The organism is Micromonospora sp. NPDC047527, assembly GCF_040643015.1.
GTDB lineage: Bacteria > Actinomycetota > Actinomycetes > Mycobacteriales > Micromonosporaceae > Micromonospora.
This window is the reverse complement of record NZ_JBEYTK010000011.1, coordinates 52,169-73,984: the sequence shown is the minus strand read 5'-3', so window position 1 is coordinate 73,984 and position 21,816 is coordinate 52,169. Positions and strand designations below refer to the sequence as shown.

Here is a 21,816-nt window from a genome sequence, read left to right as displayed (position 1 = left end):
TCTTCACTCAGCTCGAAGTTACTGAAGAATTTCTACGGCAGCGGCGCGTGGACTTCAACCCCCGAGGGCCGAACCGTTATCACCACCGGCCACCACCAGGTCGCATAGCCTGAGGCGATGGGCCGCCTGCGCCAGTTCGCCGAGCGCACCCCGGCCGGTCGGGAGCGGTACGTCGATCTGCTCCGCGCGCTCGCCATCACCATGGTCGTTCTCGGACACTGGGGCGTCGCGGTGATCGTGCGCGACGACGCCGGTCTGCCCACTGGGCGCTCCGCGCTCAGCAACCTGCCGTGGGCGTACCCGCTGACCTGGGTGGCCCAGGTGATGCCGGTCTTCTTCCTGGTCGGCGGCTACGCCAACGCGGCCTCGCTGACCCGCCTGCGCTCCCGGGGCGGCGACGCCGCCGGCTGGCTGCTCGACCGCAGCGCCCGACTGGTCCGCCCCACCAGCGTGCTGGTCCTGGTGCTCGGCGGCGCCGCCGCGCTGGCCCGGCTGCTCGACACCGACCCCACCCGGATCCGCGAGGTGGTCTGGTTCGCCACCATCCCGCTCTGGTTCCTGGTCGCCTACCTGGCGGTGGTCGCGCTCACCCCGCCGATGTACGCGCTGCACCGCCGCTTCGGCCTGGCCGTCCCGCTGGTGCTGGTCGCCCTGGTGGGCCTCGGTGACCTGGGCCGGCTGACCGGGCCGGTGGAGCTGAGCTTCGGCAACTACCTGTTCGGCTGGCTGGCGGTGCACCAGCTCGGCTTCGCCTGGTACGACACCCGGCCGGCAGCGGCCGGCCCGCCGGCTGCCGGTGGAGCCGCCGCCCATCCGCCGACCGACGCCGCCGGTCCGTCGGCTGGCGAGCATCCGGGGGTACGTCGGCGCCGGCTGCCGATCTCTCGCCGGGCCGGCGTGGTGTTCCTGGCCGGAGGGCTGGCCGCGCTGCTGCTGCTCACCGTGCCCGGCCCCTGGCCGGTGGCCATGCTGAACGTGCCCGGCGAGAGGCTCGACAACGCCGGGCCGCCCAGTCTCGCGCTACTGGCCGTCGCCGCCGCCCAGCTCGGCCTGATCCTGCTGCTACGCGGCCCCACGGAGCGCCTGCTGCGCCACACCCGCCCGTGGCAACTGGTGATCGGGGTCAACCTGGTGGTGCTGACCGTCTTTCTCTGGCACCTGACCGCCGCGATCCTGCTGATCGGGCTGCTCGACGCGACGGGGACCCTGCCCACACCGGTGGTCGGTTCGACGGCCTGGTGGGCGTGGCGGGTGCCCTGGCTGCTGCTGCTCGCGGTCGTCCTGGCGGTGCTGGTGGCCATCTTCGGGCCGGTGGAGGCTCGCAGCAGCCGGCACCGCACCGGGCGCCGGGCCGGCCGGGGCACCACGACCCGCACGGTGTTGACCGTGGCCGGCTACGCCGCCGTGGTGGTCGCCCTGATGCTCAACAGCGCGACCCCGAAACTCGCCGCGGAGCCGCTCGGCATGCCCGCCCCGGCGCTGCTGGCGTACCTGGCCGGGGCGAGCCTGCTGCGACTGCTCAGGTCTGGGTGGGGAACCCGAGGTTGACCCCGCCGTGCCGGGGGTCCAGCCAGCGGCTGGTGACGACCTTGCCCCGGGTGAAGAAGCGCACGCCGTCCTCGCCGTGCGCGTGCAGGTCACCGAAGAGCGACGACTTCCAGCCGCCGAACGAGTGGTACGCCATCGGCACCGGGATCGGCACGTTGATGCCGACCATGCCGACCTCCACCTCGTGCTGGTAGCGCCGGGCGGCGCCGCCGTCGTTGGTGAAGATCGCCGTGCCGTTGCCGTACGGGCTGGCGTTGACCAGCTCGACCGCCTCGTCGTACGAGCCGACCCGGACCACGCTGAGCACCGGCCCGAAGATCTCGTCGGTGTAGATCGACATCTGCGGGGTCACCCGGTCGAACAGCGTCGGGCCGAGCCAGAAACCCTCCGGGTCGCCGTCGGGTGTCACGTCCCGACCGTCGACGACCGGCACCGCTCCGGCGGTCACCCCGGCGTCCACGTAGGAGCGCACCTTCGCCGCGTGCGCGGCGGTGACCAGCGGGCCCATGTCGCAGCCCCGCCGGCCGTCACCGGTACGCAGCCCGGCCATCCGCGCGGCGATCCGCTCGACCAGCGCGTCCGCGACCGGCTCCACCGCCACCAGCACCGAGATGGCCATGCACCGCTCCCCCGCCGACCCGAAACCCGCGTTGACCGCCGCGTCGGCGGCCAGGTCCAGGTCGGCGTCGGGGAGCACCACCATGTGGTTCTTCGCCCCGCCGAGAGCCTGCACCCGCTTACCGGCAGTCGTGCCACGTTGGTAGACGTACCGGGCGATCGGGGTGGAGCCGACGAACGACACCGACCGCACCTCCGGGTGGTCCAGCAGCGCGTCGACCGCTTCCTTGTCGCCGTTGACGACGTTGAGCACCCCGTCGGGCAAGCCGGCCTCGGCGAACCACTCGGCCAGCAGCAGCGCCGCGCTCGGATCCTTCTCGCTCGGCTTGAGCACCACCGCGTTGCCGCAGGCCACCGCCACCGGCACGAACCACAGCGGCACCATCACCGGGAAGTTGAACGGGGAGATCACCGCGACCACACCGAGCGGCTGCCGGATCGTGTACGAGTCGACCTCGGTGGAGACGTTCTCGCTGAAGGCGCCGCGCAGCGCCGAGGGCAGGCCGCAGGCGTACTCGATGACCTCCAGGCCGCGCTGCACCTCGCCGGCGGCGTCGGCGAGCACCTTGCCGTGCTCGGCCGTGATCACCTCGGCGAGCCGGTCCCGCCGGGCGTGCACCAACTCGCGGAACGCGAACAGCACCGCCGACCGCTTCGCCAGCGACGCGTCCCGCCAGGCGCGGGCCGCGCGGGCGGCGGCCTGCACCGCGACGTCGACGTCCGCCGCCGAGGCCAGCTCCACCTCGGCGGTACGCCGACCCGTCGCGGGATCGAACACGTCACCGCGCCGCTCGGACGTGCCACCCACCCGCTTGCCGTCGACGAAGTGCCCGATGCTCATGCCGCCACCCCCGCCGACGAGCGGATCGCGTCGACGAGGATCGCCAGGCCCTCGCGGGCCTCCTCCTCGGTCAGTGTCAACGGTGGACCCATCCGCAGGACGTTGCCGTACAGGCCGCCCTTGCCGGCGAGCAGACCACCGGCACGGCAGGCCTCGAACACCTGGTTGGTCAGCGCCGGGTCCGGTTCGCTGGTGCCCGGCCGGACGAACTCGACGCCGAGCATCAGCCCCTTTCCGCGTACCTCCGCGACGCAGTCGAGACCGCCCACGGCGGACCGCAGGCCGTCGGCGAGGATCGCGCCGACGCGGGCCGCGTTCGCCTGGAGATCGTGCGTGATCAGGTAGTCGAGCACCGCGTTACCGGCCGCGGTGGAGATCGGGTTGCCGCCGAACGTGGAGAAGCTGATCCCCGGCACCGCCTGGAGCACCTCGGCCCGACCGACCACCCCCGCCAGGGCGAACCCGTTGCCGACACCCTTGGCGAAGGTGAGCAGATCGGGGGTGACGCCGTGCGCCTGGTAGCCCCAGAAGTGCTCCCCGGTACGCCCCCAACCGGTCTGCACCTCGTCGGCGATGAACAGGATGCCGTGCTCGTCGAGGACCTTCTTCCAGCCCGCGAAGAGCCCGTCCGGCGGATGCACGAAACCACCCACCCCCTGGATCGGCTCGGCGATCAACGCGGCCACGTCACCGGAGGTCTGGGTGGCCAGCACCTCACGCAGGTCGTCCACCGCCGCGTCGACCTGCTCCCCGGCGCTCAGCCGGGACAGCAGACCACGCACCCGGTCACCGGAGTGCAGCCAGGCCACCTGGAGCGGGTTGAGGGCGCTGGCCGACCAGGTGCGGTTGCCGGTGACGCCCATCGCCGCGTACGACCGGCCGTGGTAACTGTTGCGCACGGCCAGGACCTGGTGGGAGCGGCGGTAGTTGGTGGCCACCAGCAGCGCCGCCTCGTTCGCCTCGGTGCCCGAGTTGGTGAAGAACACCCGCGCGTCGGGGATGCCGGAGCGCTGCGCGATCTTCTCGGCCAACTCGACCTGCTGCCGGATCAGGTAGAGCGTCGAGGTGTGCGCGATGCCTGTGGCGAGTTGACGCTCGACCGCCTCCCGGATCTCCGGAATGTCGTAACCGATCATGTTGGTCAGCACACCGCCGAAGAAGTCCAGGTAGCTGCGCCCCTGGGCGTCGGTGACCCGGCGGCCCGAACCGGAGACCAGCTCGATCGGCTCGGCGTAGTACAGCGGCATCCAGGAGGGAAGCACGGCCCGGTGCCGGGCCAACAGGTCATCGGTCATCAGGCAGCCCTTCAGGCGACGTACGCGGATACCGCACGTTCCCACCGCAGGACCGGTGCGGACAACTGCCACTGTGTCGCGCCATCCGCACACCGACCTGACACCACGTCAACCGGCCGCTGCGATTTCCGAAGCCGTGCCGCCACTTACCCGACATTTCCAGATGTCAAATGCGGCAACCTCCGCGCAATCCGCAGCCCTGGTGTCAGCGCCAACCATCAGCGCCGCCACCATCGGTCAGCCGAGCGCCTCGTACAGCGCCTGCATGGACCGGATCGCGGACCGGACTTCCTGAAGGATGGCGGAGGTCGGCGCCGGTGGTACCCACGGGTTCGCGCCGCTGTCGAAGCCCACCGTCTCCACGTCGCAGCCGTACCGCAGGCCGAGAAGTCGAACCGCGTCGCAGTGCTGGAACGGAACGAAGATGTCGGTGGTGACCAGCAGCAGGCGCGCCCCGACCGGCACCGGCCCCAGCAATTCCGCCCAGCCGATCAGTGTGTCCGCCGTGTTGGCCCGCTGACCCGGACGGGTCGACGGCGCGGCCAGCACGTGCACCGAGGGCTGCACGTCCACGTGGGACCGCACCCACCAGGCCTGACCGGACTGGGTCGTGCCGGAGCGCTCGTCGGTGGCCGGTGCCGCGCCGAAGGCGTTCCGCAGTGCCTCATCGACCGCGTCGCCCTCGGTCGCCACATGGCCCAGCCCGAGCCGCCCGGCGATCACATTCTGCTCGGGAATCGGCCGCAGGCTGCCCAGCCCTGCTACCGAGGAGGCGTACACACCCTGGCGAAGGATCGTCGCGGCCAGGTGGGCACGCGCCATCATGGTGCGGACGCCGCCTCCGAGCACCAGGACGTGGTCGAACCGCCGGTTTCGCGGCATCACCCGGCCAGCCAGCCCCAACGACCTCGCGGCCGCGCGGATGCGCGCATCGGTCGGAGGCGCGAAGCTCTCCCCCACCGCCTGGTGGCGCTCCAACTGTCCCTTCCGGTAATCCCAGCAGGTGGCGGAGAATTCTTCCAGGGCCCGCAGCCGGTCGGCGACCGAACCGGCCAACCGCGGCCCACCACCGAACTCCGCCAGCAGCGCGGTCATGGCCGGCGAATCGATCCAGGACGCGATCCGATCGACGAGTGCGGCCCGGTCGAGCGTTGCGCGTCCGGCGCCAGCGGCGATCCGCTCACCGTTCGACGGGCCGGCAGTCGGCAGTGGCACCGAGGGGAAGACCGTCGCCGTCACGCGGCCAGGCTCCCGGCCAGCGCCCGGTGCAGCCGCTGCATCGACAGAATTCCGGACCGGATCTCCTGGAGATAGCGATCGGGGTTGGTGGCGCCGGGCGCGAGTGGCACGGTGGCCTGCGCCGGATCGAAGCCGATGGTGTCGATCCCGCACCCGTACCGTGCCGCCAGCATGCGAATCGCGTCGCTGTGCTGAAACGGCACATAGATCGGGGAGGTGACGACCAGGATCCGGTCGCTCGACCGGAGGCTGGACCGTTGGGCCCAGAACTCGTACGTGTCGGGGGTGTTGGCGCGGCGCTGCTCCGGTTCGCTGGAGGGCGCGGCGAACACGTGCACCGGGGGACGGTCATCGGCCCGGTAGGTGCGGACCTGCCAGGATCGGTGCGTTCCGAGTTCGTCGGACGACTCGCACAGCGCAGGCTCCACGAGACCAAAGGCGCCGCGCACACCGACGTCCATCGCGTCCATCTCGAACCGGCTGTCCGCCAGACCGGGCAGCGCGGTCTCCGCCTCGGTCAAGGGCCGGAAACTGCCGAGCGCCGCCACCTGGCCGACCGTCACGGCGCCGTCGCGCACCAGACGGGCGGCGTACTCGGTGCGTTGCAGGCAGGCCCGCCCGAGGCCACCCAGGACAAGGAGGTGGTCGTATGTCGCGCGTGGCGGGTCGGCGGGATCGACCAGACACAGCGCTCTCGCCACGTCCAGCACGAGCGCCGCACGGTCCAAGCCGAACGTCGGCGCCGTCACCTGGTCGCGTTCGACATTGCCCTGCTTGCGGAAATCCCAGTGTAGTTCGGAGAAGGCCTCGAGCCACGCGAGCAGTTCACCGACGTCGACCGAGGGCAATGTGCCGCCGTACTCCTCGACCAGTGACCGCATCGGTGGTGACGACGCCCAACCCAGAATCTCCTCGGCCGCGGCCTCGGGACGGAATTTCGGCTCGCAAGTCGGAAGAGCGACAGCAGCGAAGCTGACCATGCTTCTCCTTCACGGAACTCGTGGCGTACGGGGTCCGAGAGTTCTGACCACGCCTCGGACTCTAGACGAAGTGACGTCCATCGGTCGGTGGCAAGCCACGCGGAACCCGACATCCTGGCCGGTCAGGCGGGAGCCGGCAGGCGAGGGATCCGCCCACACAGTTCGTCTCGACGGGCACCGTCGACCGGTGGTACCGACCGCCGTTGCGCGCGGCGGTCCGATAAGGACGAATGTCTCCCGTCGATCAGTAACGCCGGACCACCCGTTCATAGGATCGACATGGGTACGGCGCTGATCGAATCTCGATCGATGCCCCCTGCTTCCTTTTCCACCCCGGAACGGATCGCCGAGGAACTCGCGAAGCTGAACTACCTGGCCGAGCCCGGGCTCTCCGCAGCGGTCTTCCTCGCGAAGAAGCTCAAGCTACCGCTGTTCCTCGAAGGCGATCCCGGCGTGGGAAAGACGGTGCTGGCCAGAAAGATCGCCGAGATGCTGGGCGTCGCGCCGATCCGATTGCAGTGCCACAGCGGCATCGACCGCTCCCAGGCCCTCTACGAGTGGGATTTCACCCGCCAGCTGCTGCATTTGCGCAGCACCCCGGACGGTGAGTCGATCTACCGGAGGGAATTCCTGATCGCCCGACCGATTCTCCGGGCGGTGGAGGAGCGACCATCGGTGCTGCTCATCGACGAGATCGATCGGGCCGACGACGAGTTCGAGGCATTCCTGCTCGAAGTGCTCGAAGGCGACACTCTCAGCATCCCCGACTACCAGACGATCACAATCGACGAGCCGCCCTTCGTCGTTCTCACCTCCAACGGCACCCGCGAGGTACACGGCGCTCTCAAACGACGATGCGTCTACCACTGGGTCGGCCACCCGACCACGGAGAACGAAATGGAGATCATCCGGCTCAACGTGCCGGAGGTGGCGGGCACTCCGCTGGCCGAACAGATCGCGCACGCCATGGCGCAGTTACGGAAACTGTCGCTGAACCGGCCCCCCGGCGTCGCCGAATCGATCGCCTTCGCCCACGCGGCGATCGCTCTCGGCCGGCGTACCGTCGCCGACGCCGCCGACGACGCGCTAGGAGTGCTGGTGAAGCACCACGAGGACGAGGACGCCGTTCGAGGCGTTCTGCGGGCGGCCAGGTGACGGTCGACGGTGACCCGGTCGTCGACCTAGTCGGGTTCGCCGGGCGGCTACGCATCGATGGCCTAAGGGTCGAGGTCGCGCGGCTGTCCACTGCGCTGCGTGCGCTCGGCGCCTACGAACCGCTCGACCGCGACGGCATCTACTGGGCGATGCGTCTGACCCTGTGTTCACGTCGCGAGGACCTGCCGGTCTTCGACGCCGCCTTCGCCGCCTGGTTCGGGCCCGTCAGGTCCGCCAGCCCGGTGGTGCCGGCGCCGCGCGCTCCGGAGCGACACGGCGAGGCGGCGGGCGAGGAACCCACCGAAGACGGTGACGCCCCCCGGACAGACCGCACCCGGGCCGGGTCGGCGGAGCGCTTGGCGCCGCCCCCACCGTGGCCCCTGACACCCGCCGACCACGCCGAGCTGGAGTCCTTCATCCAAGCGTTCACCAGCGCGGTTCCCCTGCGCCGCACGATGCGCCGCGCGGCGGGTGGGAGGCGGTACATCGACGTGTCCCGCACCGCGCGGACGATGATGCGCAGCGCGGGTGAGCCGACCCAAGTGTGGCACCACCGCCGTCTGCACGCTCGACGCCGCCTGGTCCTGCTGCTCGACCTCAGTCATTCGATGCGGAAACACCGCGGCCTGCTGTTGCGGTTCGGCTACGCCGCGGTGGCCGCCGCGCCGCTGTCCACCGAGGTGTTCACCATCGGCACCCGCCTCGACCGGATCACCTGCGAGCTGCGGTCCCGCGACCCCCAGTCGGCGATGAGCGCATTGGCCGCCCGCCGCATGGACTGGGACGCCGGCACCCGGCTTGGCAGCGCCGTCACCGCCTTCGGCCGGCTCTGGGGAGGGCATCGCGTGGTGCGGTCGGCGAACCTCGTGATCGTCTCGGACGGGTGGGAGTACGCCGACCCGGCGCCGCTGGTGGCACAGGTGAGCCGGTTGTCCCGGCTGGCCCACCGGGTGATCTGGGGCCATCCGAGGGCCGGTGAGCCCGGTTTCGTTCCGTACGCGCCCGCGCTGAAGGACAGCCTGCCGTACGTCCAACTGGTCCCCACACCCGACGCGACGGCCCTGCGCTCCCTCGCCGACCTGCTGGCCTGCCCCACCTGCCGGCCGCACTGCCCGCGTCATCGCGAGTTCAGGAAATGGAGTGTCCCTACGTGACCCAGGCCCTCTCCGAGACGGTACGCCGCGCCCTGACCCGAGACACCATGCTGCGGCTCGCCCACGATGCCGAACAGGCGTTGGTCATCGTGCGAAAAGACGATCACCGAGCGCGTGTGTACGAGACCGAGGAGGAACTGCTACGTGCTGCGGTCGAAAGGTATCTCGACGAGGCGCAGACCCGGCGCCAGTGGACGGGGCAGGTCGACCACGACTGGTCCTTCCGCGAGAACGGCAACACGAACGCCGCCACGATCCTGAGGTTCTGCGCGTTTCTCGGCCGCCCCCTGCCCTCGACCCCGGCCATCGACGCGTTGTACGAAAAGGCGCTGGACGAACTCCGCTCGGACGGCACCGTACGCAGCCGGTGGGCCGAGGTGACTGTCACCTACCGGCTCATCCGCAGCCTTCGGGCCTCCGGCCGGCCGGCCGACGCGCTACCCCTGGCCATGGCCCAGCACCCTGAATCCCTGTTCGGTTCCGGCGCGGAACCCCGCGCCGGCGACATCCAGTTCGAAGCCGGCGCCTGCCTGCTCGAACTGGGCCAGACCGCGGAGGTCCACAGCGCGCTCGGCGAGCTGGAGTCCTACTGGGAGTCCTCCGACGCCCGGTCCTACTCGACCCGGCACCGCTACGGCTTCATCCTCGCGCTGGCCGACCAGGCGGACGGCCGGTGCCCGGATGCCGTCACACGTATGACGCAGGCGCTGGCGCACCTGGACGAGTCCCGAATCGCCGACACGCGCCACGATGTCTACGAACTGTCACTGGTCCTCACTCTGGCCGAACTGCTTGCCCACGCCCAGCAGGACAACGACCGCGCGGTCTCCCTCGCGGCGCGGGCATTGAAGTTGGCCGAGCAGATCCGGGGGCGGTGGGGAGTGATCTCCCGGGCCCGTACGCCACTGTCGACGGCGTTCCGGCGGGTCTACGGCGACATCGCGCTGCTGGCCGACGCTCTGCGTGGTCCGGGGTCGGCTGAGGTGGGGTTGCGTGTGTGCCTGGCCGCCAAGCAGACCGGGCTTGCCGCACAGATGCGCGCCGAGGTGTCGTCGCTGCCCCGACAACTTCAAGGCTTGATCGACGAGGTGCTCCGAGCCGAGCAGGTCGACCCGGCCGATGAGGCCGCGGATACGGACGCACTGAGCGAGCAGCAGGCGGCACAGAAAGAGAAGCTCGCCACGCTGCACCGCCGGATCGAGAAGCGGGTCAATCCGATCCTCGCCGAGATGGCGCTGCCCACCCCGACGGACCTGACTGCCCTGCGCCGGGCGGTGGGCTCCCGGTACGCGCTCGACTTCGCCGCCCTCCCGGACAGCCTCGACACCGAAACGAACTGGTTCCGCTCCCTGATCACACCGAACGATGGCGTCTTCTTCGAGCGGTTCGCACCGGGTGACCAGGTCACCGACTACGTCGCTGGCCGACGAGCCCGCGATCCGGACGCCCCGCTCGACCTCGATCTAGGTGCCCCGAACTGGCGGAAAATGGCTTGCCATGTGCTGCCCGGCGAGCTGCGTCGCCGGCTCGACGCGGTCACCGACGACCCGCTGGAGTTAGTGATCTCGGCACATCAGGAGCTGTGTCTGCTGCCCTGGGCCGCACTCGTGCTCGACCGGCGGGGAACCCGGCTGGTGCGCAGGGCCGTGCTGACTCAAACCCCGGTCCTCACGTGTCTGTCCGACGCGCCGCCGCCGGCGGTGACCGGCCCGGCGCTGGTCCGGGTGGTCTCAGAGGCCGAAGCGGGCTCCTCGGTCAACCGGGATCGGGAGGCGTGGGGCCTCACGTTCGACAAGGACAGGATTCTTCTGAGCCTCTGCTCCCTCGACGGACGGCAGACCACACCGAACGCGTTCCCGCGGATCAGTGCGGCGCTGCGTGAACGCATCGATTGCGGACTGATCCACGTCAAGGCGCACGGCACGGGTCACGGTCTCGATCAGCACCTGATCCTTCCGGAGGAGACGGACACCGACGGCCAGTTGTCGGCGGCGTACGCGTTGGCCCTACGCTGGCCGGCGTCGACGTTGCTGGTGTCCTGCCGGGTCGGTGCGGTGACAAACGTGGCGGACATCGAGCCGGTCGGCCTCGTCGTGGCCGTGCTGACCGGCGGGGGGCGCTGCGTCGCCGCCGCCATCGAGGAGGTGGCGAGGCTGCCCACCAGCCGGATGGCCGCCCATCTCGTGGGGCTCATCCGGCCGGCCGAGGGCCGGCAGCCCGCGATCCGACTCGACCACGCGCTCCGGCTCGCCCAGCTTCACTTCATCGACGAGCCGGAGGCCAACTGGGCGTTGTTCAACGCCTACGTCAGATAGGGCGGGTCCGCTGCACCGGCCGGCCCAGGACGGCCGACACCCGTTCCGCGCGGTCCGGTTCGGCGGCGTACTTGTCGAGGATGAACCAGCGCGCTCGCCAGTCGCGGTAGCCGGGCTTGCCGCCGAACGCCGCGCGGCACTCCTCGACGCCGTCGAAGAAGTTGGGCAGGACCGCCCCCCCGAAGCCGCGCAGGGTACTGCGTTGCTTCTCCTGGCCGTTCCGGTCGACTGTCACCTCCGTCAACCAGGCCGACATGGCCTCGACCGCATCGTCGTCGAGTACCTCGTGCGCCATGCACGGGGCGAACGTCAGCCGGCTGGGCAGTCGGCGGCCCGGCATGAGCAGCGCGGCGGCCAGCCGGATCTGCACGACGGCGAGTTGGAGGTCATCGCGCGGCTGCTGCGGCTCGTTCCTGCTGTTGAGGACGGGCTTCTCGACGTACTCGTAGGCGCTGTCGAACCGATTGCGCAGCGTCTCGCGGCTGTCGTCCCAGGAGTCGTCGTCACCGAGCGGGAAGTAGCCGAGCCGTTGCATCTCCGGGTACAGCGCCAGCGTCAGCAGCACGGCCCGCGCTGTCATGATCCCGGGGTTCACGAAGGTCGTGTGCAATGCCAGTTTGTCCTTCGTCGGCTCGTCGACGAAACCGTGCTTCGCGACGCGCTCGGCGGCCGCGAGCGCCTCCTTCCCCCGGTCGGCGCCCTCGGCCAGGTCGCTGAAGATGATCTGGACGCGTTCCTCGCGGCGCTGCCGGTCCGCTCCGGCGTCGTCGGCCGCGAACTCCTCGGCCCACCGATCGATGACCCGTTCGGCGATGCGGCACGAGGTGCCGGTCTCGGCCAATCCCAACTGGACCAGGATCTCGTCATACGCCCGGCCGATGCCGGGGTTGTCCCGGTGGTAGGTGAGATAACTCCCGTGACGCTCGCGCGCTTCCTGGTGGACGGCCTGGGCGCGGTCGTAGGACGCCTGCGTGTCCCCCTTTGACTCGGCCAGAGCGAGCGCGCGCAGCGCACCCAGCGCGCGCGGCGCGAACTCCGGCCAGGGCAGAGCACGGGCCGCGTTCGCGATCCGCAGCACACGCTCGTGATTCGCCCGGGCCTTCGCCAAGGCTTCACCCCCAGTTTCGGTGAACCCGTTCGGAATTCGCTGTACGGCCAGCCAGGACGCCTCGTACATCAGCCAGCCCATCAGCGGCAGCATCTCGGCGACGTCCTCGGGCGGCAGTTGGGGGGCCGGGTCCCGGTGGTACGCAGCGACATCGGCCTCAATGGCAGCCACGAGTTCGTCGTCGCATGCTCTCCGGCGGCGACGAAGGGCCAGGCAGAGCTCTTCCAGATGCTTGGCGCTCATGACGGTCACGGGTCCTCCTGGGGTGTTGTCAGCGGTCCGAGCGGGTCATCGCAGTTCGCGTCGTGATCTGATCAAATGCCGTGCGAGCCAGCCGACAAACGCCACCACCCCGGCAGCGGCCGAGCAGACTCCGGTGACCGACGGGCTGGGCGGCTGCGCGGTCTGCCAGCGGACCAGGCAGGTCGTCACGAACCAGGCCACCGACGCGGCGAACCCGGCGGTGGCCATGCCGACCCAGAACCGCCACCGGAACTGGCGGGCCGACGGGAACGCGGCGGCGAGCACCAGGAGCAGCCCGCCGGCGGCCACCGAGACGATGAACGGCGCGCGCGACGATGCGTAGATCGGCATGTTGTAATTGAGCGACTGGGACGCCGTCAGCAGCAGACCGACGGCGGCGAGAACCGCTGTCTGCAGGGCGGTCGTGACCTCGTTGCGCTCGCTGAGATCCCGTAGCTGCTGTTCCAGGTCGGCCGATCCGATCTGCGCCATCGGCTCGGCGTAGGCAACGGTGTTGTGCGCCATGTCCGTCGCATCGTCGATCTCGCTCGACAGCCAGGCCACGTACTCCCGGTCCGCGGCGACCGGGCCGGTCAGGCCCTCGGCCCAGGCGTGGCGGTCCCGGATCGCCAGGGTGTCGGCCCAGTCGAGTAGCCAGGCCCGGGCGTTGTGCTCGGCGGCCTTGATCGTCTGGGACATGAAGCGCAGGTCGGCCTCGTCGGCGACGCCCAACGCCGTCTCGCGCCGGAGCTTGCGGAGTCTCTCCTCGCGGGTCTTGCTCGGTTCCGGATACGTCTGCTCGCCGCGTTCCACCTGGGTGGCGAGGTCGTACAAGCGGCTCTGCCGATCCTGCGTACGGCGTTCCCTGAACCGGCGGGCCTCGTGCCGGATCTTGGCCATCTCCCAGAGGTAGCCAGGCAGCGGCCGGAGCCTGGCGTCGCCGTGCGGCCACACCCAGGAGTCGCTCACCATTTCCCGCGTCGTGGGGGCAAGCAGCACGAAGACGCGTTCGAGCCGGTCCGGGTCGGCGGAGCGAACCTCCCAGAGACAGCAGCCGGGAGCCGGCTCGATCAGTTGATCGCCTGCGGTGACCAGACCATCCGGCAGGGCCGCGTGCGCAGCGGCGACGAGATCCGCGGCGGCTGCGTCGCCGTCGTAGAGCGCGTAGAACAGCCGTACCTGACCGGTGCAGTCCTCGTCGGTGGCCTCGCCCGCCGCGTGTCGCCAATCCCGGTCGAGTTCGCGCCAGTCCGCGGAGCCGTCGGGTGGCGCCAGGCAGACCAGGAAGGCGTCGAGGTTGGTGGTGGTGTACCGCAACGCCTGCCGGACCGCCTTGCGGTCCGGGTCATGGTCAGGCCCAGGGTCATCGAGGGATTGGACGGCGCGCGGTGTGTTCGTCGGCACGCGGGGCAGCTCGGCTGTTTCGGTGATGCCGAGGGCGCCGCACGCGGTGACGATTCGATCGGCCGTCGCAACATCCCGCAGCCGGTGGAAGTAGGTGTACACGTGCAGGGCGTACTTGTGCAGCCTCATCGCGGCCGGCCGGCGCGTGCCCCCGGATCCTTTCCCTTTCCCTTTCCCAATCGTTCGGTCAGCCGGTCGGCCTGCTGCCGCAGCCCCACCGGCAGCGGCACCTCGGGCCCGCCCCCGAGGCCCGCCTTGGCCCCTTGAAGCGTCTCGAGCGCCTCGATCTGCTGTCGACACAGATTGACTTCGGCCAGGTCACCCCGATCCAGCGCCGCGTCCATCCGCGCCACGTAGCCACCGAACAGCTTCCATTTCTCGGTCGACAGCCGGGAATGGCGCACTTCACCCAACGCCTCGATGGCGTAGTGAAGGATTCGATTTGACTCAACCGCATCTTTGTCCATCATCGACAGCGATGATAGTCGGCCGCGGTTCCGCGAGAGCCGCCCGTCAGAGGCGACCCGAAACCGAAACGGTTGCCCAGCCGTCATCCGATCCGGCCGGAAAAGGCCGTCCGATCAGGGGACCGCGATCATCGCAATCCCATAGACGGTAGTCGTCCGCGCAGGTCAGCGAGGAACAGCAGCCGACGGCTGCGGCCGACCGGGCAGCTGGCCGGCCATCATGTCGGCTAACCGACACCGCGGTCGAGCAGCCGATCAGAAGGAGCAGTTCACCAGATCGCATTCGGGATTGAGGCGGACACCGAAACGCGCCTCGACCCCGGCCCGGATGTGCGCGGCGAACTTCATGATCTCCGACGTCGTTGCTCCGCCCCGATTGGTCACCGCGAGCGTGTGCCGGCTGGACAAGGCGACGGTGCCGTCTCCCCACTGAGTGCCGTAACCACGAGGGAATCCGGCCCGCTCGATCAGCCAGGCCGCCGGCAACTTGATGCCCTTGACATCCGGGTAGCGGGGACAGTCGCGTGCGCTGTCCGGCACCTCGGAGAGGACCGGGTTGATGAAGAAGGAGCCCACGCTCCAGGTGTCGTGATCGTCCGGGTCGAGCACCATGGCCCGGCCGCGTCGCAGGGCGAGCACCGCCTCGCGCACGTCGGCCGGAGAGGCGGTGCCGCCGATCTCGACGCCCAGCCTGCCGGCCAGTTCCGCGTACTCGATGGGCCGAGACTGACCACCGCTGCGCAGGCGGTACGTCACCTCCAGCACAACCCACCGGTCGCTGTGCTTGAAGACGGACTGCCGGTGGCTGCCAAAGCCACAGCGGTCCGGGGTCCACCGCTCGACCTGGCCGGTCTGCCGGTCGTAGACGGACAGCGAGTGAAGGACATCCGAGGTGACCGTGCCGAACGCGCCGACGTTCTGCACCGGTGTACCACCCACCAGGCCGGGGATCCCGGAGAGTGCCTCCAGGCCGGCAAGCCCCGCGTCGACGGCGGCCGCGACCAGGCGGTCCCATTCGACGCCGGCTGCGGAAGTCAGCAACTCCCCATCGATGTCGAACTCCGAGCTGGCCATCTTGATGACCGTTCCGTCCCAGCCGACGTCGCCCACCACCAGGTTCGACCCGCCGCCCATCACCAACAGCGGATCACCGGCGGCGGTGACCTGTTGCAGCAGGTCGACCGCCTCGCGGGTGGTTTCCGGAACGTACAGGCGACCGATCGGACCACCGACCCGCATCGTGGTCAGATCCGCAAACGTGGTAGTCACCGTGCCAGACTACTGACCGGCCCAACCGATGCTCGCCGCTTGTGCGGATCGAGCAGGTGACTCAGGAACCGGACGGCGACCGCAGCCGCCGGGCGGCGATCTGCACCGCCCGCTCACAGATCGAATGCCGGTCGGCCGCCGGGGTCCGTCGCAGGATGAGGCCCGCCAGAATGTTGACCGGCCATGACGTGACGTCGTCCGGCCGGGTGCCGTTCACCTCGAGAAACAACTCCACGTCGTACTCGTTCGAGCTTCGCTCAAGGTAGTCCTGAACGACAGCGAGAAGGGCCTCCGCGAGTGCCAGCGCCGCCGGACGTCCGTCGCTGACGTCGATGCCACTTCCAGCCGCCGTCAAGATCCGGTCCTGCAACATCTTGGCGTCCATGGCCGCCATTCGATACAGGTCGTCGGAGGACATCGGACTGCCCGTCTCCTCGATCACAGCTGGCACATCCCGTCGAACCGGCCGAGACCACGTTGCCACCACATTCGGTAGGTGCCGGATGTCGTGGGTGATGGTCCTCCATAGGTGAGAACCGCAGTATTGCATCGCCACTCGCTCGTCCAGGCAACAACGCCGTCGGAAACCCGTCAATACGAATGACGCGAATGGGCAGTCCGATCAGGCCGGACGGCGGAGCACGGCGAGCGTGGCGTCATCGTGCTGCTTGACCGGACCGCGTCCCGTTCGCACCAGCAGTTCCGGTCGGCTGGCCTCGTACTCGCGAACGGCGTCGATCACCGCACGAGGTCCGGACCGCTCGGCGATACCGAACACGTCGGCCCAGGTGAGCTGGAAGAACTCGGTCAGGCGCGAGACCCCGTCGGTGCAGAGCAGCAGCCGACGCAGCCCCGAGGACGCCACGCTACCGGTAACGGCCTCGGCCGCCGCCGCCGGATCGGTCGACGCCACCCAGAAGCCTCCCTGCTGATTGCGGAGGCGACCCACCGTGTGCCGGTCGTAAGCCGGAAGGGTGTCGGTGCGGTCGTCATGGACGACGGTGAGGCCGTCCCCGTTCTCGAAGACCACCGACGAGTCGCACAACACCAGATAGTCCACCTGCTCAACCTGGGCGCGCACGATCGCAACCGTCGACGATGGACTGTGCGGGTTCGACAGATCGCAGCGGCCCGAGTGTTGGTCACACACCTGCTCGATGGCGGTGGCCAGGATCAGGGCCAGCGACTCCGTCGGACCGTCCGTCAACGCCCGGGACAGGCAATCGCCCAACTGCCGCACCAGCCATGCCGGACCGTGCACACAGCCGGTGTCGAGACCGGGCAGTTGCGTGACCCCGTCCATCACGATCGCATAGTCGGCCGCCACGACCACGTGGTCCTCGTTCGGCCGATCCGACCCGGGGGCTGTGGCGAAAGCGAAGTCCAAGACGTCCTCATCCCGGGCCGCGCGGGGACGGCAGCCCGCTCAAGCTGACGGGCTTCGGGAGGATTCTCCGCTCAGCCGGCCAGGGTTTCCGCGATGGCCTCGCGGAACACCTCCGAGCGGTGCTCGTAGTTGCGGAACTGACCATAGCTGGGCGCGGCCGGCGACAACAGCACGACGCCGTCGGCGGGGGTGATCTTCCGCGCCTGCCGGACGGCAGCTGTCAGATCGTCAACGATCTCGCAACGCACCCCGGGCAGCCCGTCCAGCGCGTGGACGATCCGAGGGCCGCTGTCTGGAATGCCGATGACGGCGATCTCCCGCTCCGCCAGGTGGTCGCGCAGCGGGGTGTAGTCCACCCCCCGGTCGTTGCCGCCGACGATCACGGTCAACGGCCGCCCGTCGTACGCGTCGATCGCGTGCATCGCCGCGTACGGGCTGGTGGCCAAGGTGTCGTCGACGAACGTCAGGCCGGACGGGTCGGGAATCTCGGTGAGCCGGTGCGCCAGGCCCTGGAACTCGGCGATCGCCACGGCGAGAGTGTCCTTACGGGCGACCACGTCGACGCCGAGCGCGTCGAGCGCGGCCAGCGCCACGCACAGGTTGCTCTCGTTGTGCCGCCCCACCAGCGGCAGTACGGCGCGTGGGAAGAGCGGTTGGCCACGCAGATGGAACCAGGGCGTCCCGTCCGGACCGGTGTCGACGTGGGTGGTGCCGGGCAGCCCGGCCCGTACCACCGGTCGGTCGCCCAGCTCCGCGCTGAGCCGCGGGTCGGCGCCGTTGACGACCACGGTCTCCGGGCCGTGTGCGATCAGGTTGAGCTTGTCCCGGTAGTACTCCCGCTCGCCGCCGTGCGCGTCCAGGTGTTCGGGAAAGAGCGCGGTGACGACCGCGACGCGCGGCGAGTCGGTGAGGTCGCTGCACTGGTAACTGGAGAGTTCCAGCACGTAGAGATCGGCGTCCGGCAGTTCCAGCGTCGGCACGCCGATGTTGCCACCGAACAGGTTCGGCCGCTCGACCGCGTTCAGCAGATGACTGATCAGACTGGAGGTGGTGCTCTTGCCCTTGCTGCCGGTGACCCCGACGGTGCGGGCCGCGTGGTCGGCCATCCAGAGCGCGGTCCCCTGTGTCACGGGAACGCCACGTCGGCGCAGCTCCGTCATCCACGGATGCGTCTGCGGCACCCCCGGAGAGCGGATCACCACGTCCGCCGCGACCAGCCGGGCGAGCCCATCCTCGCCGGTGACCAGTGGCGCTGCCTGCGCGACCGGCCCCTCCCACGGCAGCGACAGGAAGTTCGTCCGGTCGTCCACGGCGACCAGGCCGGCCGGCCCGTGTGCGGCGACGGCGGTGACAGCGGCCACGCCCTCACGGCCGGTACCCCAGACGGCCACGGAGCGTCCGCGCAGGTCAGCCAGGTGCACCTATGATCTCCTTGCTCGCAAGCGGGCGGGCTCGGACTAGTATGACCTGTGCCTAACGGACAACTGCGGCGGATGGATGCCTTTACCTTCCCGTCCTACTCGATCGACTTCGCCACCGGCGAGGTGTTGTTCGACTACGCGTTGACCGGCCCGGCCGGTGAGCAACGCTTCACCGAGGTGATCACCCTTCCGCTGCCGGCGGAGCCGCCGTCGGACGAGACGGTCGCCACCCTCGGCCGGGTCCTCGAACTGCTGCACGTAGTGGCCGGGGTCAGCTACTACAAGGCCGCCGCGCCGCCCCGGCTGGTGCTGCCGGCGCCGCTGGGCGCGGCCACCGTCGACTACGTCACGGCCGTCTACACCAAGGGCCTCGCCGAGTACGCGTACCGCAACCAGCTGCCGCACGTGCTCCACCTGCGCCCGGAGGTGCCGGCCGGCTCCCCGGAGACGCCACGGGTGTACGACAACTCCGACCGTCGCCCGCTCTCCGCCGTCGGCGGCGGCAAGGACTCGATCGTCAGCCTGGAGGCGCTGCGCCGCGCCGAGCTGGACCCGGTGCCGTTCTCGGTCAACCCGAACCACGTGATCGTCTCGGTCAACGAGGCGTCCGGATTGACCCCGCTGGCCGCTCGGCGGCGGATCGACCCGGTGCTGTTCGACCTGAACGCGGCCGGCGCGCTGAACGGGCACATCCCGGTCACCGCCATCAACTCGCTGATCGCGGTGGCCACCGCCGTGCTGCACGGGCTCGGCCCGGTGGTGATGTCCAACGAGCGCTCCGCGTCCGACCCGAACCTCATCTGGGACGGCCACGAGATCAACCACCAGTGGTCCAAGGGCGTCGAGGCCGAAGGGCTGCTGCGGGCCGCGCTGGCCGAGCACGCCGGCCTGACCGAGCCGTACTTTTCGCTGCTGCGTTCGCTGTCTGAGCTGCACATCGCCCGGCTGTTCGCCGAGTTCACCCGGTACGACGACGTGGTGACCAGTTGCAACGCCGCGTTCAAGCTGCGCGGCGCGAGCGAGCGCTGGTGCCGTGACTGCCCGAAGTGCCGGTTCGTCTTCCTGGCGATGGCGCCGTTCATGCCGCGCGAGCGGGTCACCCACATCTTCGGCGGCGACCTGCTCGCCGACCCGGAGCAGATTCCCGGCTACCGCGAGCTGCTGGGCGTGGACGGACACAAGCCGTTCGAGTGCGTGGGCGAGGTCGAGGAATCGGTGGTGGCCCTTGGTCTGCTCGCCGAGCAGGACCAGTGGCGCGATGCCCCGGTGATCCGAGCCCTGGTGGACGCCGTCCCGGCAACCGCCTGGTCCGCGGTGGCCACCTCCGACGTCTTCACCCCCGGCGGCCCCAACCACATCCCCGAAACCTACGCGAAGGCCCTGACGGACCTAACCGCCTGACCCCCCACTCCCCCCACTCCCCCCACTCCCCCCGTTGATCATGAAGTTATTGCCACTCGCGCCGGCGAGTCACGGCAACAACTTCATGATCAACGCGGGCGGAGGGCTGGGCCGGGGTCAGGGGGTGCGGACCGCCTCCAGGGCCAGGAGTGCCACGTGGAGGGAGAGGCTGGTTTCCACCGAATCCAGGTCTGCGTCGAGGATGCGGGCGATGCGGGCCAGGCGCTCGTAGAAGGCCGGCCGGGACAGGTGGGCGGCGGCAGCGCCGGCGGTCTTGTTGCGCCCCTGCTCCAGGTACGCGCGCAGGGTGTCCAGCAGCCGCTCCCGGGGGTGCCGGGCGTCGTACTCCAGCAACGCGCCGAGTTCCCGCTCCACGAACGTCTGCAACCGGGGCTCGTCACGCAGCAGGTGCAGCAGCCCGGCCAGCCCGACGTGCGGCAGCCGGAAGACCGGCAGGTCACGCCGGTCCCGTCGGGCCGCCTCGGCGATCTGTCGCGCCTCGACCAGCGACCGCCGTGCCTCCCGCAGGCTGCCCACCCCGGACCCGGCCGCCACGATCAATCCGCCCGGCGCACCACCGGCGGTGCGGGCCGGATCGTTCGCCACCCGGGCGCCCTCGCCGCCGAAAGCCGCCCGGGACACCTCGGAGCCGGGGGCCGCCCGGGACACCTCGACGACCGATGCCGCCCGCGCCGGCTCGGTGCCGGACGTCGCGCGGACCGCGCCGTCGAGGCGTACCCGACGTAGTGCTCCGGCGAACGCGGACAGCGCGCGGTCCTCGGCGGCCGGGTCCGGCAGGGCCAGCAGCGCACCCACCGCGTTGTCGTCTACGGCGCTGGTCAGCGCGGTCAGCTTCGCCTCCCGCAGTGCCTGGCCGACGGCCTCGGACAGGTCCCGCAGCCGGGCCTGGCCGGCCTCGGGGCCGCCCTCGCCAGCGGGGTCGTCGGCGCGGTGCCGGACCATCACCCCGACGAGGTGCCGGCGATCGAGCACCACACCGAGCGCCTTGGCGCGCAGCGCGACCTCGTCCACCGGCCGGGAGTGGTCGAGCAGAGCGGTGAGCAGGGTGCGGTGGATCTGCCGTTCCAGCCCTTCGGCGTCGCGGCGGATCAGCCGGCCCAGCGCGAGGGTGGACGCGGCCCGCTCGATCAGGATGGTGAGTCGGGTGGGTGGTCCGGCGTCCGGCGGCGTCGACTCGCCGGCCCGGTGGGTGGGCAGGTCCCCGGTGGCCGGCCAGCGCAGCAGCAGCCGCCCCCAGTCCTGCCCCCGGGCGCCGACGACCGTCACCAGCCAGCCGCTGGCCGGGTCGTACGCCGTCCGCCCGGCCGGACGGATCCGTCGGGAGTGCTGCTCCCAGCCGTCCAGCAGCAGTTCGGCGCTCTCCCCCGCCGGGTCGTACCCGAGGACCTGCCGGGACAGGTTCTCCAGCACCACCGGGCAGCCGGACAGGTCGGCGGCCTGCCGGATCACCTCGGCGGCGTCGGCGCCCTCGACGGAGAGGTCGGTGAACCGCTGGTGGATCTCCTCGGTGGCGCGCAGTTCGGTGAGCTGCGCGTCGACGATGAGCGCGTGCACCGCCTCGGTGATCCGCACGAACGGGGTTGCCCGGCGCAGCTCGACCAGCGGCAGTCCGCGCCGTTCGGCGGCGGCGATCATCACCCGGGGCACGCCGCTGCCGTAACGGCGGCCCAGCTCGACGACGAGCCCGGAGACGCCGACATCGGCGAGGTCGCCGATGAACGCGCGCAGTCCCGCGTCGTCGCCGGGCAGCCCGATCCCGGTGGTGAGCACCAACTCGCCGCCGCCGAGCAGGGTGGCGATGTCGGGCACCTCGGCGACGTGCACCCAGCGGACCGGACCGTCCAGCCCGGCGTTCCCGGCGACCACGCGCGGCGTACCGTGGCGTACCGGGTCCAGGGCGAGGACCTCACGGACGGTAGGGAACACGGCCGACACGCTACCCTCCGTTAC

Annotated in this window: 17 protein-coding genes; 5 read left to right on the top strand and 12 right to left on the bottom strand. The window is 70.4% G+C overall.

The features are described from left to right. Nucleotides 1-117: 117 nt before the first annotated feature. Entirely contained in the window at nucleotides 118-1,548 is a 1,431-nt protein-coding gene (locus ABZ808_RS28980; protein ID WP_357012501.1) for an acyltransferase, read from the top strand. Here ABZ808_RS28980 and ABZ808_RS28975 read toward each other — a convergent pair. The 4 genes from ABZ808_RS28975 to ABZ808_RS28960 form a co-directional block, all read right to left on the bottom strand. Continuing rightward, a complete protein-coding gene (locus ABZ808_RS28975; RefSeq protein WP_357012500.1) occupies nucleotides 1,520-3,007 on the bottom strand; it encodes a CoA-acylating methylmalonate-semialdehyde dehydrogenase in 1,488 nt (495 codons plus the stop codon). The genes ABZ808_RS28980 and ABZ808_RS28975 overlap by 29 nt on opposite strands. Next, on the bottom strand, nucleotides 3,004-4,305 hold the full coding sequence (locus ABZ808_RS28970) for an aspartate aminotransferase family protein (protein WP_357012590.1): 1,302 nt from the start codon (nucleotides 4,303-4,305) through the stop codon (nucleotides 3,004-3,006). Before ABZ808_RS28970 ends, ABZ808_RS28975 begins: the two co-directional genes overlap by 4 nt. Before the next feature lie 234 nt (nucleotides 4,306-4,539). Continuing rightward, nucleotides 4,540-5,541 carry a hypothetical protein gene (locus ABZ808_RS28965; protein WP_357012499.1) on the bottom strand — a complete coding sequence of 334 codons (1,002 nt, stop codon included), beginning with the start codon at nucleotides 5,539-5,541 and terminating at the stop codon, nucleotides 4,540-4,542. Then, nucleotides 5,538-6,521, bottom strand: coding sequence for a hypothetical protein (locus ABZ808_RS28960; protein ID WP_357012498.1), 984 nt, complete (start codon nucleotides 6,519-6,521; stop codon nucleotides 5,538-5,540). The genes ABZ808_RS28965 and ABZ808_RS28960 overlap by 4 nt, the downstream gene beginning before the upstream one ends. A 279-nt stretch (nucleotides 6,522-6,800) precedes the next feature. On the opposite strand from ABZ808_RS28960, the gene ABZ808_RS28955 reads away from it, so the two are divergent. From ABZ808_RS28955 to ABZ808_RS28945, 3 genes are read left to right on the top strand one after another with little or no spacing between them, the layout of a single operon-like run. Beyond that, complete coding sequence (locus tag ABZ808_RS28955) at nucleotides 6,801-7,676, top strand: MoxR family ATPase (RefSeq protein WP_357012497.1); 876 nt, start codon at nucleotides 6,801-6,803, stop codon at nucleotides 7,674-7,676. Beyond that, nucleotides 7,673-8,830 (top strand): VWA domain-containing protein, encoded by a 1,158-nt coding sequence (locus ABZ808_RS28950; protein ID WP_357012496.1) that lies wholly within the window; start codon nucleotides 7,673-7,675, stop codon nucleotides 8,828-8,830. The genes ABZ808_RS28955 and ABZ808_RS28950 overlap by 4 nt, the downstream gene beginning before the upstream one ends. Next, a complete protein-coding gene (locus ABZ808_RS28945) occupies nucleotides 8,827-11,145 on the top strand; it encodes a hypothetical protein (protein ID WP_357012495.1) in 2,319 nt (772 codons plus the stop codon). The genes ABZ808_RS28950 and ABZ808_RS28945 overlap by 4 nt, the downstream gene beginning before the upstream one ends. On the opposite strand, the gene ABZ808_RS28940 is transcribed toward ABZ808_RS28945, so the two are convergent. From ABZ808_RS28940 to murD, 7 genes are all read right to left on the bottom strand, one after another. Then, nucleotides 11,138-12,505 carry a hypothetical protein gene (locus ABZ808_RS28940; protein WP_357012494.1) on the bottom strand — a complete coding sequence of 456 codons (1,368 nt, stop codon included), beginning with the start codon at nucleotides 12,503-12,505 and terminating at the stop codon, nucleotides 11,138-11,140. The genes ABZ808_RS28945 and ABZ808_RS28940 overlap by 8 nt on opposite strands. 36 nt (nucleotides 12,506-12,541) lie before the next feature. Further along, nucleotides 12,542-14,029 carry a CATRA conflict system CASPASE/TPR repeat-associated protein gene (locus ABZ808_RS28935; protein ID WP_357012493.1) on the bottom strand — a complete coding sequence of 496 codons (1,488 nt, stop codon included), beginning with the start codon at nucleotides 14,027-14,029 and terminating at the stop codon, nucleotides 12,542-12,544. Further along, on the bottom strand, nucleotides 14,026-14,370 hold the full coding sequence (locus tag ABZ808_RS28930; RefSeq protein WP_357012492.1) for a CATRA system-associated protein: 345 nt from the start codon (nucleotides 14,368-14,370) through the stop codon (nucleotides 14,026-14,028). The genes ABZ808_RS28935 and ABZ808_RS28930 overlap by 4 nt, the downstream gene beginning before the upstream one ends. A gap of 252 nt (nucleotides 14,371-14,622) precedes the next feature. Then, nucleotides 14,623-15,636, bottom strand: a complete 1,014-nt coding sequence (locus ABZ808_RS28925; protein ID WP_357012491.1) for a UDP-N-acetylmuramate dehydrogenase — start codon at nucleotides 15,634-15,636, stop codon at nucleotides 14,623-14,625. A 61-nt stretch (nucleotides 15,637-15,697) separates the two neighbouring features. Continuing rightward, entirely contained in the window at nucleotides 15,698-16,078 is a 381-nt protein-coding gene (locus tag ABZ808_RS28920) for a hypothetical protein (RefSeq protein ID WP_357012489.1), read from the bottom strand. A gap of 180 nt (nucleotides 16,079-16,258) precedes the next feature. Then, complete coding sequence (locus ABZ808_RS28915; RefSeq protein WP_357012488.1) at nucleotides 16,259-17,023, bottom strand: protein phosphatase 2C domain-containing protein; 765 nt, start codon at nucleotides 17,021-17,023, stop codon at nucleotides 16,259-16,261. A gap of 71 nt (nucleotides 17,024-17,094) precedes the next feature. Beyond that, nucleotides 17,095-18,444, bottom strand: a complete 1,350-nt coding sequence (murD, locus tag ABZ808_RS28910) for a UDP-N-acetylmuramoyl-L-alanine--D-glutamate ligase (protein WP_357012486.1) — start codon at nucleotides 18,442-18,444, stop codon at nucleotides 17,095-17,097. A gap of 48 nt (nucleotides 18,445-18,492) precedes the next feature. Here murD and ABZ808_RS28905 point away from each other — a divergent pair, with 48 nt between their 5' ends. After that, on the top strand, nucleotides 18,493-19,845 hold the full coding sequence (locus ABZ808_RS28905) for a hypothetical protein (protein ID WP_357012485.1): 1,353 nt from the start codon (nucleotides 18,493-18,495) through the stop codon (nucleotides 19,843-19,845). A 117-nt stretch (nucleotides 19,846-19,962) separates the two neighbouring features. Here the strand turns inward: ABZ808_RS28905 and ABZ808_RS28900 are convergent, their stop codons facing one another. Continuing rightward, nucleotides 19,963-21,801: a PucR family transcriptional regulator gene (locus ABZ808_RS28900; protein ID WP_357012483.1), complete on the bottom strand. Its 1,839-nt coding sequence runs from the start codon at nucleotides 21,799-21,801 to the stop codon at nucleotides 19,963-19,965. Nucleotides 21,802-21,816: the final 15 nt, after the last annotated feature.

Bases quoted from the DNA above. Each gene is read 5' to 3' on its own strand.
- ABZ808_RS28980 (WP_357012501.1), top strand. From the start codon at position 118: ATGGGCCGCCTGCGCCAGTTCGCCGAGCGCACCCCGGCCGGTCGGGAG.
- ABZ808_RS28975 (WP_357012500.1), bottom strand. From the start codon at position 3,007: ATGAGCATCGGGCACTTCGTCGACGGCAAGCGGGTGGGTGGCACGTCC.
- ABZ808_RS28960 (WP_357012498.1), bottom strand. From the start codon at position 6,521: ATGGTCAGCTTCGCTGCTGTCGCTCTTCCGACTTGCGAGCCGAAATTC.
- ABZ808_RS28955 (WP_357012497.1), top strand. From the start codon at position 6,801: ATGGGTACGGCGCTGATCGAATCTCGATCGATGCCCCCTGCTTCCTTT.
- ABZ808_RS28935 (WP_357012493.1), bottom strand. From the start codon at position 14,029: ATGAGGCTGCACAAGTACGCCCTGCACGTGTACACCTACTTCCACCGG.
- ABZ808_RS28930 (WP_357012492.1), bottom strand. From the start codon at position 14,370: ATGATGGACAAAGATGCGGTTGAGTCAAATCGAATCCTTCACTACGCC.